The organism is Pseudomonas sp. B111 (genome assembly GCF_026428275.1).
GTDB lineage: Bacteria > Pseudomonadota > Gammaproteobacteria > Pseudomonadales > Pseudomonadaceae > Pseudomonas > Pseudomonas aeruginosa.
Window position 1 is genome coordinate 246,689 of the sequence record NZ_CP097857.1, and the last position, 20,986, is coordinate 267,674.

Genomic DNA, 20,986 nt, shown 5'->3' on the forward strand with positions numbered 1-20,986 from the left:
GGCCTCCCATGCGTCTGCTCGTCCTGTTCTGCTGCCTGTGGCTGCTGCCCGGCGTCGCTTCCGCCGAACCCTCCGTGGGCGAGATCCGCGTGGTCAGCGAAACCTGGACGCGCTACACCCAGGAGGACGGTCGCGGGGTGGCCTGGGACCTGCTGCGGGCCGTCTACGAGCCGGCCGGGGTACGCCTGCGGATCGCCAACGAGCCCTATACCCGGGCGGTCGGCCTGGTCCTGCGCGGCGAGGCCGACGCCTGGGTCGGCGCCTACCGCGGGGAAATCGACGAAGCGCTTTACCCTCGCTGGCCCTATGACGTCGATCCGATCGCCGTGCTTTCCCTGAAGGACAATCCGCCGCCGCCGCTGGAGGGCCTGAGCCGGTTCCGCCTGTCATGGATGCGTGGCTACGCCTTCGCCCGCTATTTCCCTACCCTGACCCCGCACAGCGAGTTGCAGCGCCGCACCTCGGCGCTGCCGATGCTGCTCAACCACCGGGTCGACTATTTCATCGATTCGCGTCCGGAACTGGAGGAAATGCTCGCAGGGGCCGGAGCGCTGGCGGCTGAGTACCGCATCACCGACGTCACTCGGTTGCCGCTGTATCTTGGCTTCTCCGATTCCCCCAGGGGCCGTGAGCTGCTGGCGCTGTTCGACCGGCGCATGCGGCAGTTGCATGCCAGCGGCGAGCTGGAGCGGATCTTCGCCCGCTGGAACTGGCCCTATGCGCCGTTGAAGGCAATCCTGCCACCCAAGGAGTGATCATGCTGCGGCTGTGCGTCGCCCTGTTTTCCAGCGTTCTCGCGTTGTCCTCGCTGGCCGCGCCCCAGGTGTTCGTGGTCGGCCTGTTCCCCGGCGCGGCGGTACTCAACGTCGATGGCCAGCGCAAGCTGGTCAGGGTCGGCCAGACCGGCCCGCAGGGCGTCCAGGTGGTCAGCGCCGACAGCCGCAAGGCGGTGCTGCGGATCGACGGCGTCGAGCGCACCTACGAACTGAGCCGCGAATACAACGAGGCGGGCTATTCGGCGCCGCAGCGGCAAAGCTTCAGCATCGCCCGCGGTACGGGCGGGCACTATTGGGTGGCTGGCTCGGTGAACGGGCAGAACATGCAGTTCCTGGTGGATACCGGCGCCACCAGCATCGCCATGAACGAGAACGAGGCGCGCCGCCTGGGTATCGATTACCGGGTGGACGGCAAGCCGATGGTCGCCTCCACCGCCAGCGGCACCTCGCGCGGCTGGCGGGTGACCCTGGACCGGGTGAAGATCGGCGGTATCGAGTTGCTGGGTGTCGAGGCGGCGGTGATCGAGGGTGGCTATCCGACCGAAGCCCTGCTCGGCATGAGTTTCCTCAACCGGGTGCGTTGGCGCGAGGAACAGGGAATGCTGCTTATCGAGGCCAAGCATTGAATGTCGCTCGCTCATAACCCGGGGTTCTATTCATCGTCCATCTCGATAGGTATTTGCGGCATTTCGAGCTGACCGGGCGCCGGACGCTGCTGGTACAATGGCGGACTTCCGTTTCCCTAGGAGTTCCCCGGTGTCCGTCGTGTTCGTCGCCGCCTCCAAACTGCCGACTCCCTTCGGCGAATTCACCATGCATGGCTTCCTCGACGAGGAGAGCGGCAAGGAACATGTAGCCCTGAGCATGGGCGACATCGCCGATGGCGCGCCGGTGCTTGGCCGCCTGCATTCCGAATGCCTGACCGGCGACGCGCTGTTCAGCCTGCGCTGCGATTGCGGTTTCCAGCTGGAAGGCGCGCTTGCCGCCATCGCCGAGGAGGGCCGCGGCGTGCTCCTCTACCTGCGCCAGGAAGGTCGCGGTATCGGCCTGCTGAACAAGATCCGTGCCTATGAATTGCAGGATGGCGGTGCCGACACCGTCGAGGCGAACCTGCAACTGGGTTTTGGCGCCGACCAGCGCGACTACGCCATGTGCCAGCCGATGCTCGCGCACCTGGGCGTCTCCTCCCTGCGCCTGATGACCAACAATCCGCGCAAGGTCAAGGCGCTGGAAAGCTACGCCATCACCGTGGCGGAGCGCGTGCCGCTGCAAAAGGGCCTGAACAAGCACAACAGGCGCTACCTGGCGACCAAGGCCGGCAAGCTCGGGCACATGCTCGGCAGCCTGCACCAGGGCGAGGCGGAAACCACGTGAGTCGCCAGCAAGCCCGCGGCGCGCTGGGACGTGCCTGGTGGTTGCAACTGGCGTTGGCGCTGTTGCCGCTGATCCTGGTCGAGTTCTTCCTCGGCGAACTGCAACCCCTTCCCCATGGCCTGGCGATGCCGCTGTTCATCGCCGCGCTGCTGTCGATGTTCGTCAACCTGCCGCTGTTCGGTGCCTACAAGCGTGGTCTCATCGCCACCCAGAAAGCGCTGGATACGGCGGAGGAAGCCGCCGCCTGGACCCGTCTGGCGCAGGTGCGCCGCAAGGCCCTGTTCGGCGCCAGCCTGCCGGCCTGGATCGGCGTGCCGGGTGTGTTCGCTGGGCTCAACGGCGTTGCGCTGATCCTGCTCGGGGTCACCAGCCTGGTGCTGTTCTGGCTCTACCGTATTCCGCGTCAACTCGGTTGATGCGCTCGTTCTGGCTGCTCGCCTGCCTGCTCCTCAGCCTTTCCGCCGGGGCGGCGCAGCGGGTGGTCAGCCTGGCGCCTTCGCTGACCGACAGCGTCCTCGAACTCGGCGCCGCGCGCCGCCTGGTCGGCGTGCTGGATGGCGGCGAGCGTCCGGCGGCGATTGGCGACCTGCCTTCCGTCGGCCGCTACGGCCAGGTCAATCTCGAACGCCTGCTGGAACTGCAGCCCGATCTGATCCTGGTCTGGCCCGGCAGCGTGCCCGAGGCGCAGTTGCAGCGTCTGCGGGACTTCGGCATCGCCCTCTTCATCGCCGAACCGCACAGCCTCGACGAACTGGCCCTGCAACTGGCTGCGCTGGGCGAGGCATTGGGCGAGGCCGAGGCCGGCCAGCGGTTGTCGGCCAGGTTCCGCGAAGGCATGCGGCGCCTGGCCGAGCGCTACCGGCGGGACAAGCCGCTGAAGGTGTTCTACCAGGTCTGGGACCGGCCGCTGTACACCATTGGCGGACGCCAGGTGATCAGCGATGCGCTGCGCGTCTGCGGCGCCGAGAACCTGTTCGGCGACCTGCCGCAGCCGGCGCCGCAGGTCAGCGTCGAGGCGGTTCTGGCGCGCGACCCGGCGGTCATCGTCGCCGGCAGTCACGCCCAGCTCGAACTCTGGCGGCAATGGCCGGCGCTGGCGGCGACGCGGCGCGGACAGCTGTACCGGATCGAAGACAAGAACCTCGAGCGGCCGAGCTTCGCCATGCTGGCGGCGACCGAGAAACTCTGCCGCTCGCTCGCCGGGGCGCGCTGAATGCTTGCCGGTATCGCGCTGTATCGGCGGATAACGCCGGTGGCGTTATTCGTCCTACGGGCAATTGGGGGGTAGGGCGAATAACCGCAACGCGGTTATCCGCCGTTGTTGCTGGGTTTGGCGCTACTGCCGGTCGAGACGCTGGCGTACTGCCTTTTCGATGCCCGCGGCATCCAGGCCGCATTCGGCGAGCATCTCGCTGGGCTTGGCGTGTTCGACGTAGTAGTCGGGCAGGCCCAGTTGCAGCAGCGGGACTTCGAGGCCCTCGCTGGCGAGGAACTCGCCGACCGCCGAGCCGGCGCCGCCCATCACGGCGTTTTCCTCGATGGTCACCAGCAGTTCGTGGCTGCCCGCCAATTCGCGTACCAGGGCTTCGTCGAGGGGTTTGACGAAACGCATGTCGACGACCGTGGCGTCGAGGCTTTCGGCGACCTTCATCGCCTCCGCCAACTGCACGCCGAAGACCAGCAGTGCGACCCTGCCGCCGCGCCGACGGACCACGCCCTTGCCGATCTCCACCGGTTGCAGGTCCGGATCGATCGGATGGTTGGGGCCGCTGCCGCGTGGATAGCGCACCGCGGCCGGGCCATCGAACAGATAGCCGGTGGTGAGCAGCTTGCGCAGCTCGTCCTCGTCGCTGGGGGTCATCACCAGCATGCCGGGGATGCAGCGCAGGTAGGAGATGTCGAAGCTGCCGGCGTGGGTCGGGCCGTCCTCGCCGACCAGGCCGGCGCGGTCGATGGCGAACAGCACGTCGAGGTGCTGCACGGCGACGTCATGGATCAACTGGTCGTAGGCGCGCTGGAGGAAGGTCGAGTAGATCGCCACCACCGGCTTCATGCCCTCGCAGGCCATGCCGGCGGCCAGGGTCACGGCATGCTGTTCGGCGATGGCGACGTCGAAGTAGCGTTCCGGGTAGCGTTCGCTGAAGGCCACCAGGTCGGAACCTTCCTTCATCGCCGGGGTGATGCCGAGCAGGCGCGCGTCCTGGGCGGCCATGTCGCACAGCCACTGGCCGAAGACGCTGGAATACTTGGGTCCGCCGGTCTTCTTCGGCGCACTGCCGGGAGCTTCCAGTTTGGTGATCGCGTGGTAGCCGATCGGATCCAGTTCGGCCGGGGCGAAGCCCTTGCCTTTCTTGGTCACCACATGGAGGAACTGCGGGCCCTTCATGTCGCGCATGTTGCGCAGGGTAGCCACCAGGGTCGGCAGGTCGTGGCCGTCGATCGGGCCGATGTAGTTCCAGCCGAGTTCCTCGAACAGGGTGCCGGGGACCAGCATGCCCTTGGCGTATTCCTCGGTGCGCCGGGCGATCTCCCAGGCCCCGGGCAGGCGCGAGAGCACCTTCTTGCTGCCCTCGCGCATGCTGCTATAGGTGCGGCTGGAGAGGATCTTCGCCAGGTAGTTGGAGAGCCCGCCGACGTTGTGCGAGATCGACATGTCGTTGTCGTTGAGGATCACCAGCATGTCGGCGTCGACTTCCGAGGCGTGGTTGAGTGCCTCGAAGGCCATGCCGGCGGTCAACGCACCGTCGCCGATCACGGCCACCGACTTGCGCTCCTTGCCTTGCAGGCGGGCGGCGATGGCCATGCCCAGGGCGGCGCTGATGGAGGTGCTGGAGTGGCCGACGCCGAAGGTGTCGTACTCGCTCTCTGCGCGGCGCGGGAAGGCCGCCAGGCCGTTCTTCTGGCGCAGGGTGCCCATCAGCTCGCGGCGTTCGGTGAGGATCTTGTGCGGATAGGCCTGGTGGCCGACGTCCCAGACCAGGCGGTCGTCCGGAGTGTCGAAGACGTAATGCAGGGCGATGGTCAGCTCGACCACGCCGAGGCCGGCGCCGAAATGACCGCCGGTCTGGCCGACGGTATACAGCAGGTACTGGCGCAGCTCGTCGGCCAGGGTTTCCAGGTCCGCCTCGCCCAGCCGGCGCAGTTCGGCCGGCGAAGAGGCGCGGTCGAGCAGGGGCGTGGCGGGGCGCTCGCGGGGAATCTCATGGAGCGTCTTGGGCATCAGGCTGTCGTTATGCAATCCGGAGAGGCCAGCAGTTTACCTGATGCACCGGCCGCGCCCAAGCAAGGGAGCCCCTACCTTTGCCGGGGACTTCCGACGACCCGTCGGTCAGTTGCGTCGCTCGACGATGTAGCGGGCCAGTTGGCGCAGCGGGTCGGCGCTCGGCGGAAAACCGTCGAGGGCGGCCAGGGCCTGGTCGCGCAGCTCCAGGGCATAGCCTTTGGCGGCCTCCAGGCCGAGCAGGGCGGGATAGGTCGGCTTGTTGTGCGCCTGGTCCTTGCCCTGGGTCTTGCCGAGGGTGGCGGTGTCGCTTTCCACGTCGAGGATGTCGTCCTGCACCTGGAAGGCCAGGCCGATCGCCTCGGCGTAGCGCTCCAGGGCGGCCAGCGCGGCGGGCTCGGCGCGACCGCTGGCGAGGGCGCCGAGGCGCACGCTGGCTTCGATCAGCGCGCCGGTCTTGTGCCGGTGCATGACTTCCAGGGCCGCCTGGTCGAGGGCCACGCCGACCGAGCCGAGGTCGATCGCCTGGCCGCCGACCATGCCGGCGGAGCCTGCGGCGCGCGCCAGGCGGGTGAGCATTTCCAGACAGACGGCATGTTCCTGCGGATTGCGCCGGGTGTCGGCGAGCACTTCGAAGGCCAGCGCCTGCAAGCCGTCGGCGGCGAGGATCGCGGTGGCCTCGTCGAAGGCCCGGTGGGTGGTCGGCTGGCCACGGCGCAGGTCGTCGTCGTCCATTGCCGGCAGGTCGTCGTGGACCAGCGAGTAGGCATGGATCAGCTCCACCGCGCAGGCCGCGGCGTCGGCGCACTGCGGCGCACCGCCGAGGGCCTCGCAGGCGGCGTAGGCGAGCAGCGGGCGAACCCGCTTGCCACCGTTCATCACGCTGTAGCGCATGGCCTCGTAGAGGCGTTGCAGTTCTTCGCGGGGAGCGACGAACAGGGCGTCCAGGGCGGCATCGACGCGCGCCTGGCAGCGCGCCTGGTAGGCCGCGATCATGCCTCGTCGCCTTCCGCATCGAACGGCGCTTCGCTGAGTTCGCCGTCGCGTTCGAGGAGGATCTGTACCTTCTGTTCGGCCTGGCTCAGCGACGTCTGGCATTCGCGGGTCAGGCGGATGCCCTGCTCGAAGGCGCCCAGCGACTCTTCCAGCGACAGCTCGCCGCTTTCCAGGCGTTCCACCAGGGTTTGCAGCTCGGTGAGGGACTGTTCGAAATCGAGGGTTTTCTTGCGGGCCATCGGGGGAGTCTCGGCGAGGTGTACAAAACCCCGCGACACTAGCAGAGGGGCGGGGGCCGGGCAAATCGGCGGAAGGTCGCTACGACCGATCGGGACGACCATGGCGGCGGCCTTGGCTAAGGTGGAGAGAGGTCCAGCGAGGAGGAGCCGACAGGCGATGCGCATCCAGGAGGTCCGGGAACGCAGTATTCCCCTTTCCCGTTACGCCGGCGTGGCGGCTGCCACCGGTGGTTTGAGCACCAGCCTGGTGGCGGTGCTCACCGATGCCGTGCGTGACGGTCGGCGTGTGGTCGGCTACGGCCACGCCTCGGTAGGGCGCTACGCCCAGGGCGGGCTGATCCGCGAGCGTTTCGCCCCGCGCCTGCTGGGGGCTCCGGCGGACAGCCTGGCGAGCGACGACGGCAGTGGCATCGATCCGTTGCGTGCCTGGGACCTGATGATGCGCGACGAGAAGCCCGGCGGCCACGGCGAACGCTGCGTCGCGGTGGGCGCCCTGGACATGGCCCTGTGGGATGCCGCGGCCAAGGCCGCCGGCCTGCCGCTGCATCGCTTCCTGGCGCGACGCCTGGGGCTGGCGGAAGACTATCCGCAGCGCGTACCGGTCTACGCCGGCGGCGGCTACCCCTATCCGCACGACGACCTGGGACGCCTGGAAGAGGAACTGCGGCGCTTCGTCGATCTCGGCTACACCCACGCCAAGATCAAGATCGGCGCGGCCGGGCTGGACCAGGACCGGCGCCGTATCGACAGGGCGCTGCGGGTTCTCGGCGACGCTTCGCGGCTGGCGGTCGACGCGATGAACCGCTACGACGCGGGGGGCGCGGTCGACGCAGCGAAAGCCCTGGCGCCGCTGGGGTTGTGGTGGTTCGAGGACATCTGCGACCCCCACGATTTCCCTACCCAGGCCGAAGTGGCGGATATCTATCCGGGGCCCATCGGTGCCGGCGAGGCCTTGTTCTCCCTGGCCGAAGCTCGCTTGCTGGACCTCTATGGCGGCTTGCGGCGGGAGCGTGACGTGCTGGTCTTCGACCCCGTGCATTGCTATGGCCTGCCGGGCTACCTGGCGATACTCGACCACCTGTGCGCCCGGGGTTGGCCGCGCGCGGCCTTCCGCCCGCACGCCGGCTACCTGTTCAGCCTGCACCTGGTGGCGGCCCTGCGCCTGGGCTGGGCCGAGGCTACGCCGTCGGCTTTCCGGCCATTCGACGATTTCGCCGGTGCCCTGCCGTTTTCCTCGGGACTGGCGGGGTTGCCACAATCGCCTGGTATCGGCTTCGAGCGCCAGGCGACACTTGCCGGGCTGTTCCACAAGCTTCTGGAGGCCTAGAGAACGGTGATTGGCTGGGGTTGTGCGGAGGCATTAAAAAAGCCGGCTTGTGGCCGGCTTTTCTGGGGTGGGGTTGGCTTACTTCTGATAAGCCGCGCCTGCCTTAGGAATTCTGCATCGACGAGCCGAGGGCTCGTGAAGGAGGCGCTACTCTAGCAAACTCGGCCGGTCCTGCCCAGCATCCCGCGGGGCTCTATTTCGCCGGCTGCGAGCGGCGCCTGGCGAGAGCGCTCAGCACTTGGGCGACGAGGGCTTGGCCGGCTTGCTTTTCTTCACCGGCGATGCCTTGGGTAGCTGGGGCGCGGGAGCGGTATCCGGACTCAGACCCTCCACGCGGTAGCGCCAACCCTTGACGGCTGAGACCTGCCCGTCGGCGAAGCCCTTGCTGTCGGTCAGTTGCAACCAGTACTGGCGCTCCAGTTCCAGAAGCTGGCCCTGCAGCGTGCCGCCGGCGAAACTCTTGAGCGTGAAGGTCAGCAGCGGTTTTTGCCGCGAGGCCTTGGCCGGCGCGACCTCCAGCAGCCTGAGCGCAGCGAACAGGCGTGCGGCCTGCTCGGCTTCCGCCTCGCCCATCAACTGTGGCCTGGATGGGAACTGTCGCAGGCGGATGCCATCGTCCTTTTCGCTGGCTCGGGAAATGTTCAGCCGTACACCGTTGCCATAGGACAGGGTCAGCTCGCGCAACTGTTCGAATGGCAGGTCGGTCAACCGAGGGTCGAGCAGGGCCAGGTCGTTGACCGGCAGGCCGACCGTTCGGTCGATCAGCCAGGCCCGCTCATCGTCGGCCTGCCTGACCAACTGCCCGCCCTGCGAGGTGCGCTTGCCCAGCAACAGAACCAGCGGCGGCGCGTCGCCGCGCTCCAGGGTGATCCGGCTGGCCTGGCCCTTGCCCTGGTCGGAGAGTCCCATGCGCTCGCGGTTTTCCGGCGAGGCGCTCTTTTCCTCCAGCAGGCGCGCGTCGGCCAGGCTGCGCAACAGCTGCCGGATGGTTTCCCCCGAGGCGGGATAGCCGTCCTTGCTGGCGAGCGTCCAGTCCTTGCCATCGCGCCTGGCGCGGATCGTCGGTTGGCCGGGGGTGGCGATGCACAGCGCGATCACCTGGTGCGGTTTCAGCCCTGGCAGCCAGGCGCGGCTCGCAGGCGGTTGCGCGGGCGGTTGCTGCCGTTCGTGGAGCCAGCCCAAGGTTCCGGCGAACAGCGCCAGGGCGAGAGCGAGTCCCGCTATGCTACCCAGGCGCATGTCAGCCCCTCCTCCGGCGCATGCTGCGCCAGCTCCAATGCAGCAGGAGGAGCAGGGTGAGGAGCGCCGGCAGCAGGACCGTATTGGCCAGTTTCACCTGTTCCGCCAGGCGCTCGACATCGGCATTCAGTTGGAACTGCAATTGACGCAGTTGCTGGCGGATGCGCAATTTGTCATCGATGAAGCGGCGCAGCGTCGCTTCCATTTCCGGAGTCACCTCCTGGCCGCCGTCGTCCATCGATTGCTGCAGGGCCCGCAGGTTCTTGTCGGTATCGTTGAGGCTCTGCTGCAGCGCGTTGAGCTGTTCCTGGGCGCGCATCCCGGCCTCGCGGCGGAGCGCTTCCACGCGGGTGAACGGGCGCTTCGTATGGCCTCGCGAGCGTAGGTCGATCAGCGCGTCCGAACCGGAGAGGTAGTCGAGGGCATTGCCGACGAACAGGTCGTTGTCCGCCCATACCTGCGGCTCGTTGTGGCCGGGCTGTTCCTGGAGCCAGAGCGGATTGCTCAGCAGGTCCGTATCGGCGACCAACAGCACATGGATGTTCGCGCTGTCGCTCAGGCCTTCGCCTTGCTTCCCGCGGTCCGCAGGGAAGGCACTCGTCGCCGGCCCCTCGACCTTGGCGGCCAGCACGTAGCGTTCCCCGGTCGGGACCAGGGTGGCGTTGAGCTGCTCCGTCGAGGATTGGCGGAAGCGTTCCAGCGACAGCGGCATGCTGTGCGCCGAGCTGTGCAGCAACGGAATGAAGCGCGTCGAGGCTCCGCCGAGAGGTTCGAGCAGGCCGACGCTGGCGAGGTTGAGGCTTTCCAGGCCGGTGGTCAGCACGTTGTCGTGGGGGAACGTGTCGCCGGGGAGGTGTAGCCAGGTCGGATTGCGCTCCGGGCGACGTTCGGCGTTGGGCTTGATCATGGCGAACGAGGCATCCGCCAGCAGGGTATCTGGCCGCAACTGGACGCCCCAGGAGCGCAGCAACGGGGCCAGGTCGGAGCTTTTCCCGCCGTCCGCATCGGCGAGACTCAGAGGGTCGACGAAGGCCAGCAGCTTGCCGCCGCGCAGGACGAACTGGTCGATGGCGTATTGGGTCTGTTCGGACAATTGCTTGGGGTGCACCAGCATCAACACCGAGACTTCGGCGGGGATTTCCGTCGAAGCGAGCCCCAGGGTGCGGATGTCGAACTGTTGGTAGAGCTTGTCCATCATCGCCCAGGGCCTGCTGCCCGACTGCCCGTCGGTGGGCGCCTGCCCGGTCATCGGCAGCGAACTCATCAGGCCGACTACCGTGCGCTCCCGTTGCGCGAGCGCCTGGACCAGGCGGCTGAGATCGTATTCCAGAAGCGGCTCTTCTTCCGGCGAGAAGAACGGGATCACCTGGAGGCCGTCGGTCGGGTTGGTGGCCGCCAGGCCAAAGTAGATGGCTTCGCCATTCGGGCCGATGGGCGGCGCCTGCAGGCCGAAGCGCGCGGCACGGTCCTCGTCGTCGGAGAATGGCAGGGGATCGATCACGAACAATCGGACATTGCCATGGCTCCGCCGTGCATAGAGGTCCAGCACTTCCTCGACGCGGCGGGCGTAGTTGCGCAGGGCGGGTAGGTCACTGGCGCGGCTTTTCGAAAAGAACAGGTAGAGGTTGAGCGGTTCGTCGAGACTGTCGAGGACTTCCTGGGTGCCGGCGCTGAAGGTGTAGAGCTTCTGCTGGGTGAGGTCGAACTGCTGGTCGCGCAGCAGCAGGCTGGACAGCAGGTTGAAAGCGAGGAACAGCAGGCCGACCAGCAGCAGGCCGACGCCCGAGTACAGGGTTCGTTTCATGGGTGTTTCCTACGCCGCCTTTTTCAGGTCGATGATGATGGTGGTGGCGACCAGCCAGGCGACGATCAGGCTGAAGAAGTAGGCCAGGTCGCGGACGTCGAGCACGCCCCGGCCGAGCGCCTCGAAACGGACCAGCACGCTCAGCGAGGCAATGCCGTCCAGCAACCATTGCGGAAGCCAGCCGGAGAGCGCCTGTTGCACGTGGGGAGTGCCGGCGCCGACGAACAGCAGGCAGACGAGAACGGTCAGGGCAAAGGCGATGATCTGATTCTTCGCCAGCGCCGACATGCAGGATCCGATGGCCAGGTAGCCGCCGGACAGCAGCCAGCCGGCCAGGTAGCCGGCGATGATCGCGCCGTTGTCGGGCGAGCCGAGGTAGTTCACCGTCAGCGGCATCGGGAAGGTCAGCAGCAACGCCAGCCCGGCGCAGAACCAGGCCGCCAGGAACTTGCCGGTGACCAGGGTGGCGCGGGAGACGGGCAGGGTCATCAGCATCTCGATGGAGCCGGACTTGCGCTCCTCGGCCCACAGGCGCATGGCCAGCGCGGGGATCAGCAGGAGGTAGAGCCAGGGCAGGCTGGAAAAGAACGGCGCCAGGTCGGCCTGGCCGCGCTCGAAGAAATCGCCCAGGTAGAAGGTGGCCACGCCGGAGAGGACGAGGAATACCAGGGTGAACACATAGGCGAGCGGCGTGGCGAAGTAGCTGCCCAGCTCGCGTCTGAAAATGGTGCCGATGGCGGTCATGCGGGGGTTTCTCGGGTCAGTTGGCGGAACACTTCTTCCAGTTGGCCGTGTTCGGTACGCAACCCGGATACCCGCCAGCCGTTGCCGTGGATCAGGCGGTTGAGCGCGGGAAGGATCTGCGCGCCGGGGCGGGCCAGGATGGTCAGGGTGCCGGCCCGGTCGGGGCGTCCTTCGATACCGGCGACGCCGGGGAGCATGGCGATGGCCAGCGGGTCTACCGGTGCTTCGATGCTGAGGCTGACGGCATGGTGGTAGCGGCTGCGGGTCCTGAGTTCGCCAGGGGTGTTGTCGGCCAGCAGGCGGCCGCCGTTGATCACCAGGGCGCGGCTGCACATGAACGAGACTTCCTCGAGGATGTGCGTGGAAATCACCACGATCTTGCTTTCCGAGAGGTTCTTCACCAGTTGCCGGACCTGGTGCTTCTGGTTCGGGTCGAGGCCGTCGGTGGGCTCGTCGAGCAGGAGCAGCTCGGGATCGTGGAGGATCGCCTGGGCCAGCGCGACGCGACGCTTGAAGCCCTTGGACAGGGTTTCGATGATGCTCCTGCGCTCATCCCGCAGCTCCATGCAGTCCATGGCGCTGTCGATGCGCCGACGTTTTTCCCGTCCGCTGTAGTCGCGGATGGACGCGACGAAGGCGAGAAAGCCCTCGACCGTCATTTCTCCGTAGCTGGGAGCGTTCTCCGGCAGGTAGCCAATCAGCTTCTGCGCCTGGCGCGCCTTGTCCTGCATGTCGAAGCCGAAGATGCGTATGCTGCCGGCGCTCGGCGCGAGGAAGCCGGAAAGCATCTTCAGGGTGGTCGACTTGCCCGCTCCGTTTGGGCCGAGGAGACCGACGATCTCTCCCCGGTCGATGCGGAAGCTCAAGTCGTTTACCACCGTCCGGCCGGAAAAGCGTTTGCTCAGTCTGTCTATGTCGATCATGGTTTCACTGGAAGTTGAGCCGTTTGCTGTTATGCGTAGGGGATCGCATGAGCGCGGTAGATTACCGGGAGTTATTGGCTGGTTTTTCCAGTGGGCTCTTTTTGAGATTAGTTACTTATATTGTTGGGAAACTTCCTACGAACTATCGTTAAAAGATGGAAGTTATCGAGACTTCCAGGGCAGCCCTGTAGCTGGCGCAGCGCCTTGGTTCCGCTGCGGGAACGCGGATGGCACCTAGGTTGGGGACGCGTCGATTCCCCCTGCGGAGTTTCATGAGGGAAGGCAGTTGCCGTTTCGATAGACGGGAAGCGGAATAGCCCGGCCGCCTGGATCTTCCGGACTTCGAGACCAATGCAAGTTGGAGGAAGACCCGACTTCCGCCAGTAGCGGTTATTCCTCGCCTTTCAGCAGCGGAAGGCGAATCTCGAAAGTGGTGCCCTGGCCAACCTGGCTCTGGCAGCCGATCCTGCCGCCGTGCCGGTCGATCACCGTCTTGACCATGGCCAGCCCCAGGCCCAGGCCGGCGCTGCCTTCGGCGGAAGCGAAGCGCTGGTACTGGCTGAACAGGCGCGGTAGTTCGGCGACCGCGATACCTTTGCCCTGGTCGACGATCCGGCAGCTCAGCCAGTCGCCTTCGAGGCGGATGCTCAGGCTGACGACGGTCCCCGCCGGGCTGTACTTGACCGCATTCTCCAGCAGGTTGAACAGCGCGCGCGTGAGCAGGCCGGGGTCGGCCCAGACCATCGGTTCCTGCTCGTCGTCCCAGTCGCGCCGCAGGTCGATGTCCTTCTGTTGCGCGAGGGGCCAGAGCTGGTCGGCGGCGTCCATCGCCAACATGGTGAACATGCACGCTTCGAAGCGGTAGGCGTCGGATTCGGCCTTGGCCAGTTGCACGAAGGCGTCGGTCAGGCCCAGGGCGCGACGGACCTGCTGCTCTATCTGTCGGTAGACCTGCTGGCCGGCTTCGTCCTCGGCGGGGCGGACGTCGAGCAGGGCGAGGATCGCCGAGTGCGGCGCGCGCAGGTCATGGGAGAGGAAGCGCAGGAGGGTGGCGCGCTGGCGCTCGGCATCGCGTTCGGCGCTCAGGTCGATCAGGCTCACCAGCCAGCCGATGGCGGTTTCGCTTTCGACCGGCAGCAGGCGCGCCAGGTCGAGGCGCAGGTCGCGTTCCCGGTGGTCGCGGAACTCGATGGCTTCCAGGGTTTCCAGCGTTGGGCGGGCGCCACCGGCGAGGCTCGGATGGCCGAGTTCGGCCAGGCGCTGGCGCAGTTCGGCGCCGCGCAGCTCGCCGCCGAACAGGTCGCGTGCCTTGCGGTTGGCCAGCAGGATCTGCCCCTGCGGGTCGCAGATCAGGGTCGCCACCGGCAGGCCTTCCAGGCCGTCGGCCATGAACCGCCGGCTGTCGCGGGTGCGGCTGACCGCCTGCTCCAGGGCGGCGATGCGGTTCTGCAATGGATCGTTGCCGGCGCGCGGGGGGCTGGCCCGCTCGGGCAGCACCTTGGGCTCGCGGTCGAGGCGCGCCAGTTCCCAGCCGAAGTAGGCGAGCACCGCGTTCAGCCGGCGCCAGCTCCAGATCAGGTAGGCCAGCAGCAGGCCGACCAGGCTGGCCAGCGGCGACCACCACCAGCCGTTGAGCAGCAGCGCCCAGGAAAGACCCAGGGCCAGGACCGCGCAGGCCAGGGTGAGGAGCAAGGCGTGGCGCGAGCGGAACAGCATCAGGCCGAGCAGCAGCGCTACGCTGGCGGCGGAGAGCAGGGCGGCGAGCCAGGGTTGCAGGTCGACGGCGGTGCGCTGCTGCAACAGCCCGTTGAGGATGTTGGCCTGGATCTCCACCCCCGGCGTGGTGCCGAGGCTGGCCGACAGCGGGGTGACATAGCGGTCGCCGAGGCCCGGCGCGGTGGCGCCGACCAGGACCAGGCGGTCGCGCAGCAGGCTGTCTGGCACCTCGCCGCGCAACACGCTGACGTAGGGCACGCTGGGGAAGCCCGCGTCGGCACCGATGAAGGGAATGCGGATGGCGTGGTCACGCTGCCAGCCGGGCAGGTTGCGCATGTCGTCGAGGCCGGGCATGGGCATGGCGCCGGCATCGGCGAATGCTTGCCAGGCGAGCAGCGGGCGCGGCTGGCCGAGCGGTCCTTCGCGCAGGTAGACGCTGCGCACCGTGCCGTCGCTGTCCGCTTCGACGTTGATATGCCCGATGCCGGCGGCGCAGCCGGCCAGCGGCGCGGTCGGCGGTATCTCCCGTGGCGGTTCGCCGTAGCGCGGCACGCTTTCGCGCAGCAGTGGCAGGAGGACGTTGCCGGCCCGGCACAGCGATCTTGCCAACTGGCGGTCGCTGTCCGGATTGGAGGAGGGTTCGCTGAAGATCACGTCGAGCAGTACGCTGCGTGCGCCGGCGGCGGCCAGGCGATCCAGCAGCTCGGCGTGGACGCTGCGCGGCCAGGGCCAGCGACCGAGGCTTTCCAGGCTACGGTCGTCGATGGCGACGACGAGGATGCGCGGATCGACGGCCAGCGGGGCGAGGTTGCGCAGGCGGTCGTAGAGCAGGTTGTTCAGCGGCAGGCCGCTGCTCAGCGAAAGCAGGGCGGTGAGCGGAAGGAGCAGCAGGCTGACCAGCAGCCATTCGCGCACTAGGCCGCGGAACAGCCGCTGCGCCTGGCTGGGCTCGTCCTGGCGGTCGAGCGCTTTCATCGGCGAGGCCCCGGCGCCCTATCGGGCACTGCCGCCTCGCGGGTAGTAGAGAATGTCGTAGACGCTGGTCTCGCCCTCCAGGCCGTCGTTGTCGAAGGCCGAGAGACGGACGTGGTAGAAGGCCGCCTTGAGTCCGCTGAAACTGACTTCCGGAGTGCTCGAGAAACGCTCCTGCTGGATGCGCAGGAAGTCCGGATCGCTGGCCACCTGGGCACGGTAGCGCTTGGCGCCGTGCAGCGGGGCAAGATAGAGCTTCCAAACCGGCGACTCGCCGTGCTCGCCGCCCTGGCCGCGCAATTGCGGGGCGGGTAGCAGGTCCACCGGCGTCAGCTTGCCCTGCGGCTTGACCTTCAGGCCGCGGCGGGCGTCGACCAGCACGTCCTCGTCCGGCTCGGCCTGCGCCGCCTTGCGGGCCGGGCGCCTGCCGTTGAGCGGCAGGTCGTCGCTGGTCAGCTCGCGGTTCACCGCGACGCGCCCGTCGAGCACTTCGGTCAGCGCCTGGCCGTCTTCGGTGCGGGCGCGGAAGTGGGTACCGCGCACGCCCAGTACGCCGACCGGGGTCAGCACCTGGAAGCGGTCGTGATCGCTCTTTCTCTTCAGGACATAGGACTCGACCTGCCCCGCGCGCAGGGCGATCTGCGGAATGCCGGTGTCCTCGTCGAGGTGCAAGGTGACTTCCGAACTGGAGGGCAGGACGATGCGGCTGCCGTCGCCGAGCAGCAGGCTGACGAAGGCGGTCGGAGAGGTCTTGACGCCTTCCAGTTCGTCGATGTCCATGCCTTCTTCCAGGGGGGTCTGGTTGCCCTTGGCGTCGAGCTTCCAGGCGTCGCCGGCGAGATAGAGCACGCTGGCGGGGAGCGGCTGGGGCAGGCACGTTTCGCCCTGCTCGATGAACGGTGGCCGTTTCGTCTTGGCCGGCGCGGCCGCGACGGAGCCGGCGAGCAGCGTCAACAGTCCGCCCAGCGCCAGGGCGGCGCAAGCCGGAAAGAGGGATCGGGAAGTAAGGGCGAGGGCTGTCATAGGCTTCACTGGGCGGCGGGTCAGGTATCGCTGGCGGTCCGGTCAGGCTGCAATCTGCCTGATCGGGCGCCGGTTTCGCAATCCTTGCAACGACATCGGGAGCCCGCAGGCTCCCTTGTCGTTTCCTCGGCCGCAGCGCCTGGCGGTTGGGCCAGGCGCTTCGGTTCAGTCGTTCTTGTCGCCGATCAGGCGATAGGCCAGGGCGCCGAGTACCGCACCGAGAATCGGCGCGACCCAGAACAGCCACAGCTGGGAAACCGCCCAGTCGCCGACGTACAGGGCGACCGCGGTGCTGCGCGCCGGGTTCACCGAGGTGTTGGTGACCGGGATGCTGATCAGGTGGATCAGGGTCAGGGTCAGGCCGATGGCGATCGGCGCGAAGCCCTGCGGCGCGCGCTTGGAGGTGGCGCCGAGGATGATCAGCAGGAACATGCCGGTAAGTACCACTTCGCTGACCAGCGCGGCTTGCAACGAGTAGCCGCCCGGCGAGTGTTCGCCGTAGCCGTTGGAGGCGAAGCCGGCGGCCAGGTCGAAGCCGGCCTTGCCGCTGGCGATCAGGTACAGCACGCCGCCGGCGGCGAGGCCACCGAGGACCTGGGCGACGACATAGGGCAGCAGTTGGCTGGCCGGGAAGCGCCCGCCGACCCACAGGCCTACCGATACCGCGGGGTTCAGGTGGGCGCCGGAGATCGGGCCGATGGCATAGGCCATGGTCAGCACGCTGAGGCCGAACGCCAGGGCCACGCCGAGGTAGCCGATTCCCAGCTCCGGTACGCCGGCGGCGAGCACTGCGCTGCCGCAGCCGCCCAATACCAGCCAGAAGGTGCCGAAGAACTCTGCTCCGTATTGCTTCATGATGAGGTCCTTTTCAGATCCAGGATGGGACGCGGATCGAGGCGTCCGGATAGCGGGAGGGGATGATTCGAACAAGGAAGGGGAGATGACACATCCGTGTGTCGAAGCCAGCCCTGGGGGGATTGGCTCGGTTGCCTGGGGCGATCGTCCGTCACCGACCCCTGACTGTGGTTCGAGTGGTCTCGTCCCACGGCCCGCCGGAGCGGGTTTACACATCCCTGTGTCGGAGCAATCCATTTGCTCCTTGGCCTACTCAGCGGTTGGAAATCTACCAAGCGCGATTTGTCTGCTGTGAGATTTGCCATATTTCTTCAGATTCTTCCGCGCTATTTCAGATTCGTCGCGTTCAAAACACCCAGCGCAACTCGTCACGCACGCTGACGGCGCCGGACAGGCCGACGTTCCACATCTCGGCCCTGGCGCGGGCCGGGCCCTCGAGGCCGAGCGGAGTGGCGAAGGACGGGCTGGCGGTGCCCTGGCTGAACGACGGGGCCTGGACCGGGCCGGCCGGATGGCTTACCGATTCCAGGCCGAGGACCAGGGCAAGGCAGGAAAACTTGCCGAGGGCCTGCAGGTTGATGTCACGCAAACGTTGGCTAACTGGCCGGAAACCCATGGCTACGACTCCTTGATAGGTCAGGCTGGCGCTGGCTCGCGGGCTCTTCGTCCCGCTTAATGGCTATTTGGAATCAGGCTATCAAGGGCTGGTCGCGACCAGAGAGATTCGTCACAATTCTTCAGATTTGTACGTAATTCGCCGTTCCTGGAGCGAAAAAGGGGCGTTAGCCCGATTGAACAGGACCAGCTTTTATGCGTGTCGCGATACTGGACGACGAGTCGGCCGAACTGGACCGGGTCGAGCAGACCTTGCAGCAGATACCCGCGCAGGGCGAACAGGCCTGGACGGTGCACCGTTTCGCCCGTGGCGAGGACCTGCTCAAGCAGCTCAAGCGGGAAACCTTCGACCTGCTGATCCTCGACTGGCAGTTGCCGGACCTCAGCGGCCTGCAATTGCTGCGCTGGAGCCGCGAGCATCTGGATGCGCCGCCGCCGGCGATCATGCTGACCAGCCGTGACGCCGAACAGGACATCGTGCAGGCGTTGAACAGCGGCGCCGACGACTATGTCAGCAAGCCGTTCCGGCCCAACGAACTGAAGGCGCGGGTAGCCGCCGTGTTGCGTCGCCACGGGGGAACGCGTCCCGCGCAGCATGAGGTGCAGACTTTCAACGACCTCAGTTTCGACGATGCCGAGCTGACCGTGACCCGGGCCGGCGCGCCGATCAGCCTGACCGAGCGCGAATACCGCCTGGCCCGCTGCCTGTTCGCCAACCTGGGACGGCCGTTATCGCGGGAATATCTCTACGAGCGCTTCTGGCCCCACGAGGAAGTGTTGTCCTCGCGGCCGCTGGATACCCACATCTATCGCCTGCGCAACAAGCTTGGCCTGACCGCCGAGCGTGGTTGGCAGTTGCTGACCATCTACGGCTACGGATATCGGTTGGAGAGCGTGGCGACGGTCGACTGAGCGGAGCGGGGTGGCGAGACCGACCTTGGCGGTCGGCGAGGGAGAATGAAAAAGCCCCGCGGCTGCGGGGCTTCTTTTCGGCGAGGCGCGCTTACTTCTGGAACGCGGCCACGGCCTTGGTGATCTCGGCGCGGGCGGCGTCGGCGTTGCCCCAGCCTTCGACCTTGACCCACTTGCCTTTCTCGAGATCCTTGTAGTTCTCGAAGAAGTGCTTGATCTGCTCCAGCAGCAGGGCCGGCAGGTCGGTGTATTCCTTCACGTCCTTGTACAGGACGCTCAGCTTGTCGTGCGGCACGGCGATCAGCTTGGCGTCGCCGCCTGCCTCGTCGGTCATGTGCAGGACGCCAACCGGACGCGCGCGGATCACCGAACCGGGAGCGACCGGATAGGGGGTCACCACCAGCACGTCCAGCGGGTCACCGTCGTCGGCCAGGGTGTTCGGGATGAAGCCGTAGTTGGCCGGGTAGAACATCGGGGTGGCCATGAAACGGTCGACGAACAGGCAGTCGGTGTCCTTGTCGATCTCGTACTTGATCGGCGCATGGTTGGCCGGAATCTCGATAGCGACGTAGATGTCGTTCGGCAGGTCCTTGCCGGCCGGGATCTTGCTGTAGCTCATGGGTGACTCCAGAGGTTTCTGGCCAAAAAAGAGGCCGCGATTATAGGCATATTCGGTTGTCGATGCCATGTACCGGCATTCAGCCGTTAGTCGTGTCGCCCGCCGCCTCGCGGTAGTCCGGATGCTCGGCCTGCAGGCGGCGCAGGCGTTGCAGTGGGTCCTGGCGGTAGAACAACTGGAGCTGCCGGTATACCGCCGGATAGGCCTCGTGGAGGAGATCCGGAGCGGTGAAGAAATACTCGCTGGTAACGGCGAAGAACTCCGCCGGATCTTCCGCCGCATAGGGATCGATGGCGGTCTGCGCGTCGGGATCGCGGTCGAGCAGGGCGTTCATCTCGTCGTAGGCGGCCTGCATGGCGCTCGCCCAGTCGCCGATGCGCATGCCGGCGTGCAGCGGCGGCAGGCCGTTGGCGTCGCCGTTGAGCATGTCCAGCTTGTGCGCCAGTTCGTGGATCACCAGGTTGTAGGCATCCCAGCCACCCCCGCCGACGACGCCGGGCCAGGCCAGGACCACCGGCCCTTGCAGGGAGGTCTCGCCGCTGCGTTCGTCGTCGAACTCATGGACTACGCCGCTGGCGTCGCGGTGTTTCTGCGGGCTGACGAAATCGTCGGGATACAGCACCAGCTCGTGGAAGCCCTGGTACCAGTTCAGCTCCGGCAGGTGCAACAGCGGCAGTTGCGCCTGCGCCGCCAGCAGCAGGCGGCCGAAGTCGTCGAGATCGACGCCGGCGAGTGCGGTCAGGTGCTTGTCGGCGAGAAACAGCACGGCCCGCTCGCGCAGGCGGCGGTCCTCGTCGGCGTCCAGGCCGTCGAGGATCGGCAGGTGCCGGCGTACCCGCTGCCAGAGCTCTTCGGCCACCGGGTGGCGCGCCAGCAGGCGCCGGCGCCGCCAGGCGCGGAACGACCACATGCTCAGTCGCTCTGGGCCTTGGCCTGTTTGGCGGCGCTCGCCTGCAGGCGATGGCGAATGAAGCCGAGGATCATCGGCAGCAGCGACAGCAGGATGATGCCGATCACCAGCAGCGACAGGTTCTTCTTGATGAACGGCACGTTGCCGAAGAAGTAGCCCAGGGTCACCAGGCCGCCGACCCAGGCCACGGTGCCGACCACGCTGAACATGACGAAGCGCGGATAGTGCATCTTCGCCATGCCGGCGACGAAGGGCGCGAAGGTCCGCACGATGGGCAGGAAGCGCGCCAGGGTCACGGTCTTGCCGCCGTGGCGTTCGTAGAACTCATGGGTGCGGTCGAGGTAGTCGCGGCGGAATACCTTCGAGTCCGGGTTGCTGAACAGCCGCTTGCCGAGGGTCCGGCCGATCACGTAGTTGGTGCTGTCGCCGGTGATCGCCGCGACCATCAGCAGCCCGCCGAGCAGCCATGGGTCCATGCCGCCGGTGGCGCAGATGGCGCCGGCGATGAACAGCAGCGAGTCGCCGGGGAGGAACGGAGTCACTACCAGGCCGGTTTCACAGAAGATCACCAGGAACAGGATGGCGTAGATCCAGACGCCATAGTTGCTGACCAGCATGGCCAGGTAGGTATCCAGGTGGAGAATCAGATCGATTGGGTTGAAGTCCATTGAGCAACCTGCGGAGACAACGCGTTGAGCGGCAGAGGGCCGCCATTATAGGGG

At 66.9% G+C, this 20,986-nt stretch carries 21 protein-coding genes; 7 read left to right on the top strand and 14 right to left on the bottom strand.

Going from position 1 to position 20,986, the window contains the following annotated elements; all coding sequences use genetic code 11:
* Nucleotides 1-8 precede the first annotated feature (8 nt).
* From M6E97_RS01130 to M6E97_RS01150, 5 genes are all read left to right on the top strand, one after another.
* Nucleotides 9-755 (top strand): substrate-binding periplasmic protein, encoded by a 747-nt coding sequence (locus M6E97_RS01130; RefSeq protein ID WP_003093303.1) that lies wholly within the window; start codon nucleotides 9-11, stop codon nucleotides 753-755.
* A 2-nt stretch (nucleotides 756-757) separates the two neighbouring features.
* Nucleotides 758-1,402 (top strand): TIGR02281 family clan AA aspartic protease, encoded by a 645-nt coding sequence (locus M6E97_RS01135; protein WP_003093301.1) that lies wholly within the window; start codon nucleotides 758-760, stop codon nucleotides 1,400-1,402.
* 130 nt (nucleotides 1,403-1,532) lie between these two features.
* Nucleotides 1,533-2,150, top strand: a complete 618-nt coding sequence (ribA, locus tag M6E97_RS01140) for a GTP cyclohydrolase II (RefSeq protein ID WP_003110510.1) — start codon at nucleotides 1,533-1,535, stop codon at nucleotides 2,148-2,150.
* Nucleotides 2,147-2,566: a hypothetical protein gene (locus M6E97_RS01145; protein WP_003102818.1), complete on the top strand. Its 420-nt coding sequence runs from the start codon at nucleotides 2,147-2,149 to the stop codon at nucleotides 2,564-2,566. Before ribA ends, M6E97_RS01145 begins: the two co-directional genes overlap by 4 nt.
* Nucleotides 2,566-3,363, top strand: a complete 798-nt coding sequence (locus tag M6E97_RS01150) for a cobalamin-binding protein (RefSeq protein ID WP_003102817.1) — start codon at nucleotides 2,566-2,568, stop codon at nucleotides 3,361-3,363. Before M6E97_RS01145 ends, M6E97_RS01150 begins: the two co-directional genes overlap by 1 nt.
* 123 nt (nucleotides 3,364-3,486) lie before the next feature.
* Here the strand turns inward: M6E97_RS01150 and dxs are convergent, their stop codons facing one another.
* The 3 genes from dxs to M6E97_RS01165 all read right to left on the bottom strand — a co-directional run bounded on the left by dxs (nucleotide 3,487) and on the right by M6E97_RS01165 (nucleotide 6,605).
* A complete protein-coding gene (gene dxs, locus M6E97_RS01155) occupies nucleotides 3,487-5,370 on the bottom strand; it encodes a 1-deoxy-D-xylulose-5-phosphate synthase (RefSeq protein ID WP_003102816.1) in 1,884 nt (627 codons plus the stop codon).
* A 108-nt stretch (nucleotides 5,371-5,478) separates the two neighbouring features.
* Nucleotides 5,479-6,366, bottom strand: coding sequence for a (2E,6E)-farnesyl diphosphate synthase (gene ispA / locus M6E97_RS01160; RefSeq protein WP_034005669.1), 888 nt, complete (start codon nucleotides 6,364-6,366; stop codon nucleotides 5,479-5,481).
* Complete coding sequence (locus M6E97_RS01165; protein WP_003093283.1) at nucleotides 6,363-6,605, bottom strand: exodeoxyribonuclease VII small subunit; 243 nt, start codon at nucleotides 6,603-6,605, stop codon at nucleotides 6,363-6,365. The genes ispA and M6E97_RS01165 overlap by 4 nt, the downstream gene beginning before the upstream one ends.
* 157 nt (nucleotides 6,606-6,762) lie before the next feature.
* Here M6E97_RS01165 and M6E97_RS01170 point away from each other — a divergent pair, with 157 nt between their 5' ends.
* The gene (locus tag M6E97_RS01170) at nucleotides 6,763-7,932 is read left to right on the top strand and encodes a mandelate racemase/muconate lactonizing enzyme family protein (protein ID WP_003137638.1); all 1,170 of its coding nucleotides are present in this window, start codon (nucleotides 6,763-6,765) and stop codon (nucleotides 7,930-7,932) included.
* Nucleotides 7,933-8,163: 231 nt separating this feature from the next.
* Here the strand turns inward: M6E97_RS01170 and M6E97_RS01175 are convergent, their stop codons facing one another.
* The 8 genes from M6E97_RS01175 to mucE form a co-directional block, all read right to left on the bottom strand.
* The gene (locus tag M6E97_RS01175) at nucleotides 8,164-9,171 is read right to left on the bottom strand and encodes a DUF4340 domain-containing protein (protein ID WP_019486000.1); all 1,008 of its coding nucleotides are present in this window, start codon (nucleotides 9,169-9,171) and stop codon (nucleotides 8,164-8,166) included.
* Between the two features lies 1 nt (nucleotide 9,172).
* A complete protein-coding gene (locus M6E97_RS01180; RefSeq protein ID WP_034005670.1) occupies nucleotides 9,173-10,975 on the bottom strand; it encodes a GldG family protein in 1,803 nt (600 codons plus the stop codon).
* A gap of 9 nt (nucleotides 10,976-10,984) precedes the next feature.
* Nucleotides 10,985-11,719 carry an ABC transporter permease subunit gene (locus M6E97_RS01185; protein WP_019485998.1) on the bottom strand — a complete coding sequence of 245 codons (735 nt, stop codon included), beginning with the start codon at nucleotides 11,717-11,719 and terminating at the stop codon, nucleotides 10,985-10,987.
* A complete protein-coding gene (locus M6E97_RS01190) occupies nucleotides 11,716-12,642 on the bottom strand; it encodes an ABC transporter ATP-binding protein (RefSeq protein ID WP_003093264.1) in 927 nt (308 codons plus the stop codon). The genes M6E97_RS01185 and M6E97_RS01190 overlap by 4 nt, the downstream gene beginning before the upstream one ends.
* 390 nt (nucleotides 12,643-13,032) lie before the next feature.
* Nucleotides 13,033-15,333 carry a CHASE2 domain-containing protein gene (locus M6E97_RS01195; RefSeq protein ID WP_033989950.1) on the bottom strand — a complete coding sequence of 767 codons (2,301 nt, stop codon included), beginning with the start codon at nucleotides 15,331-15,333 and terminating at the stop codon, nucleotides 13,033-13,035.
* A gap of 18 nt (nucleotides 15,334-15,351) precedes the next feature.
* Nucleotides 15,352-16,353 (bottom strand): FecR family protein, encoded by a 1,002-nt coding sequence (locus M6E97_RS01200; RefSeq protein WP_003110517.1) that lies wholly within the window; start codon nucleotides 16,351-16,353, stop codon nucleotides 15,352-15,354.
* Between the two features lie 165 nt (nucleotides 16,354-16,518).
* Entirely contained in the window at nucleotides 16,519-17,208 is a 690-nt protein-coding gene (gene aqpZ, locus M6E97_RS01205) for an aquaporin Z (protein ID WP_003102790.1), read from the bottom strand.
* A 346-nt stretch (nucleotides 17,209-17,554) separates the two neighbouring features.
* On the bottom strand, nucleotides 17,555-17,824 hold the full coding sequence (gene mucE / locus M6E97_RS01210) for a mucoid induction factor MucE (protein ID WP_003110519.1): 270 nt from the start codon (nucleotides 17,822-17,824) through the stop codon (nucleotides 17,555-17,557).
* 194 nt (nucleotides 17,825-18,018) lie between these two features.
* On the opposite strand from mucE, the gene M6E97_RS01215 reads away from it, so the two are divergent.
* Nucleotides 18,019-18,735: a response regulator transcription factor gene (locus tag M6E97_RS01215; RefSeq protein ID WP_003093250.1), complete on the top strand. Its 717-nt coding sequence runs from the start codon at nucleotides 18,019-18,021 to the stop codon at nucleotides 18,733-18,735.
* 91 nt (nucleotides 18,736-18,826) lie between these two features.
* Here the strand turns inward: M6E97_RS01215 and ppa are convergent, their stop codons facing one another.
* The 3 genes from ppa to M6E97_RS01230 all read right to left on the bottom strand — a co-directional run bounded on the left by ppa (nucleotide 18,827) and on the right by M6E97_RS01230 (nucleotide 20,932).
* Complete coding sequence (gene ppa / locus M6E97_RS01220; RefSeq protein ID WP_003093248.1) at nucleotides 18,827-19,354, bottom strand: inorganic diphosphatase; 528 nt, start codon at nucleotides 19,352-19,354, stop codon at nucleotides 18,827-18,829.
* A gap of 79 nt (nucleotides 19,355-19,433) precedes the next feature.
* A complete protein-coding gene (locus tag M6E97_RS01225) occupies nucleotides 19,434-20,264 on the bottom strand; it encodes a zinc-dependent peptidase (protein WP_003093244.1) in 831 nt (276 codons plus the stop codon).
* 2 nt (nucleotides 20,265-20,266) lie between these two features.
* Nucleotides 20,267-20,932 (bottom strand): DedA family protein, encoded by a 666-nt coding sequence (locus tag M6E97_RS01230; RefSeq protein WP_003093241.1) that lies wholly within the window; start codon nucleotides 20,930-20,932, stop codon nucleotides 20,267-20,269.
* Between the last annotated feature and the right edge of the window lie 54 nt (nucleotides 20,933-20,986).

Excerpts from the sequence above, each read along its gene's own strand:
- M6E97_RS01130 (WP_003093303.1), top strand. The coding sequence starts at position 9 with ATGCGTCTGCTCGTCCTGTTCTGCTGCCTGTGGCTGCTGCCCGGCGTC.
- M6E97_RS01135 (WP_003093301.1), top strand. The coding sequence starts at position 758 with ATGCTGCGGCTGTGCGTCGCCCTGTTTTCCAGCGTTCTCGCGTTGTCC.
- M6E97_RS01150 (WP_003102817.1), top strand. The coding sequence starts at position 2,566 with ATGCGCTCGTTCTGGCTGCTCGCCTGCCTGCTCCTCAGCCTTTCCGCC.
- dxs (WP_003102816.1), bottom strand. The coding sequence starts at position 5,370 with ATGCCCAAGACGCTCCATGAGATTCCCCGCGAGCGCCCCGCCACGCCC.
- ispA (WP_034005669.1), bottom strand. The coding sequence starts at position 6,366 with ATGATCGCGGCCTACCAGGCGCGCTGCCAGGCGCGCGTCGATGCCGCC.
- M6E97_RS01165 (WP_003093283.1), bottom strand. The coding sequence starts at position 6,605 with ATGGCCCGCAAGAAAACCCTCGATTTCGAACAGTCCCTCACCGAGCTG.
- M6E97_RS01170 (WP_003137638.1), top strand. The coding sequence starts at position 6,763 with ATGCGCATCCAGGAGGTCCGGGAACGCAGTATTCCCCTTTCCCGTTAC.
- M6E97_RS01175 (WP_019486000.1), bottom strand. The coding sequence starts at position 9,171 with ATGCGCCTGGGTAGCATAGCGGGACTCGCTCTCGCCCTGGCGCTGTTC.
- M6E97_RS01180 (WP_034005670.1), bottom strand. The coding sequence starts at position 10,975 with ATGAAACGAACCCTGTACTCGGGCGTCGGCCTGCTGCTGGTCGGCCTG.
- M6E97_RS01185 (WP_019485998.1), bottom strand. The coding sequence starts at position 11,719 with ATGACCGCCATCGGCACCATTTTCAGACGCGAGCTGGGCAGCTACTTC.
- M6E97_RS01190 (WP_003093264.1), bottom strand. The coding sequence starts at position 12,642 with ATGATCGACATAGACAGACTGAGCAAACGCTTTTCCGGCCGGACGGTG.
- M6E97_RS01195 (WP_033989950.1), bottom strand. The coding sequence starts at position 15,333 with ATGAAAGCGCTCGACCGCCAGGACGAGCCCAGCCAGGCGCAGCGGCTG.
- M6E97_RS01200 (WP_003110517.1), bottom strand. The coding sequence starts at position 16,353 with ATGACAGCCCTCGCCCTTACTTCCCGATCCCTCTTTCCGGCTTGCGCC.
- aqpZ (WP_003102790.1), bottom strand. The coding sequence starts at position 17,208 with ATGAAGCAATACGGAGCAGAGTTCTTCGGCACCTTCTGGCTGGTATTG.
- mucE (WP_003110519.1), bottom strand. The coding sequence starts at position 17,824 with ATGGGTTTCCGGCCAGTTAGCCAACGTTTGCGTGACATCAACCTGCAG.
- M6E97_RS01215 (WP_003093250.1), top strand. The coding sequence starts at position 18,019 with ATGCGTGTCGCGATACTGGACGACGAGTCGGCCGAACTGGACCGGGTC.
- ppa (WP_003093248.1), bottom strand. The coding sequence starts at position 19,354 with ATGAGCTACAGCAAGATCCCGGCCGGCAAGGACCTGCCGAACGACATC.
- M6E97_RS01225 (WP_003093244.1), bottom strand. The coding sequence starts at position 20,264 with ATGTGGTCGTTCCGCGCCTGGCGGCGCCGGCGCCTGCTGGCGCGCCAC.
- M6E97_RS01230 (WP_003093241.1), bottom strand. The coding sequence starts at position 20,932 with ATGGACTTCAACCCAATCGATCTGATTCTCCACCTGGATACCTACCTG.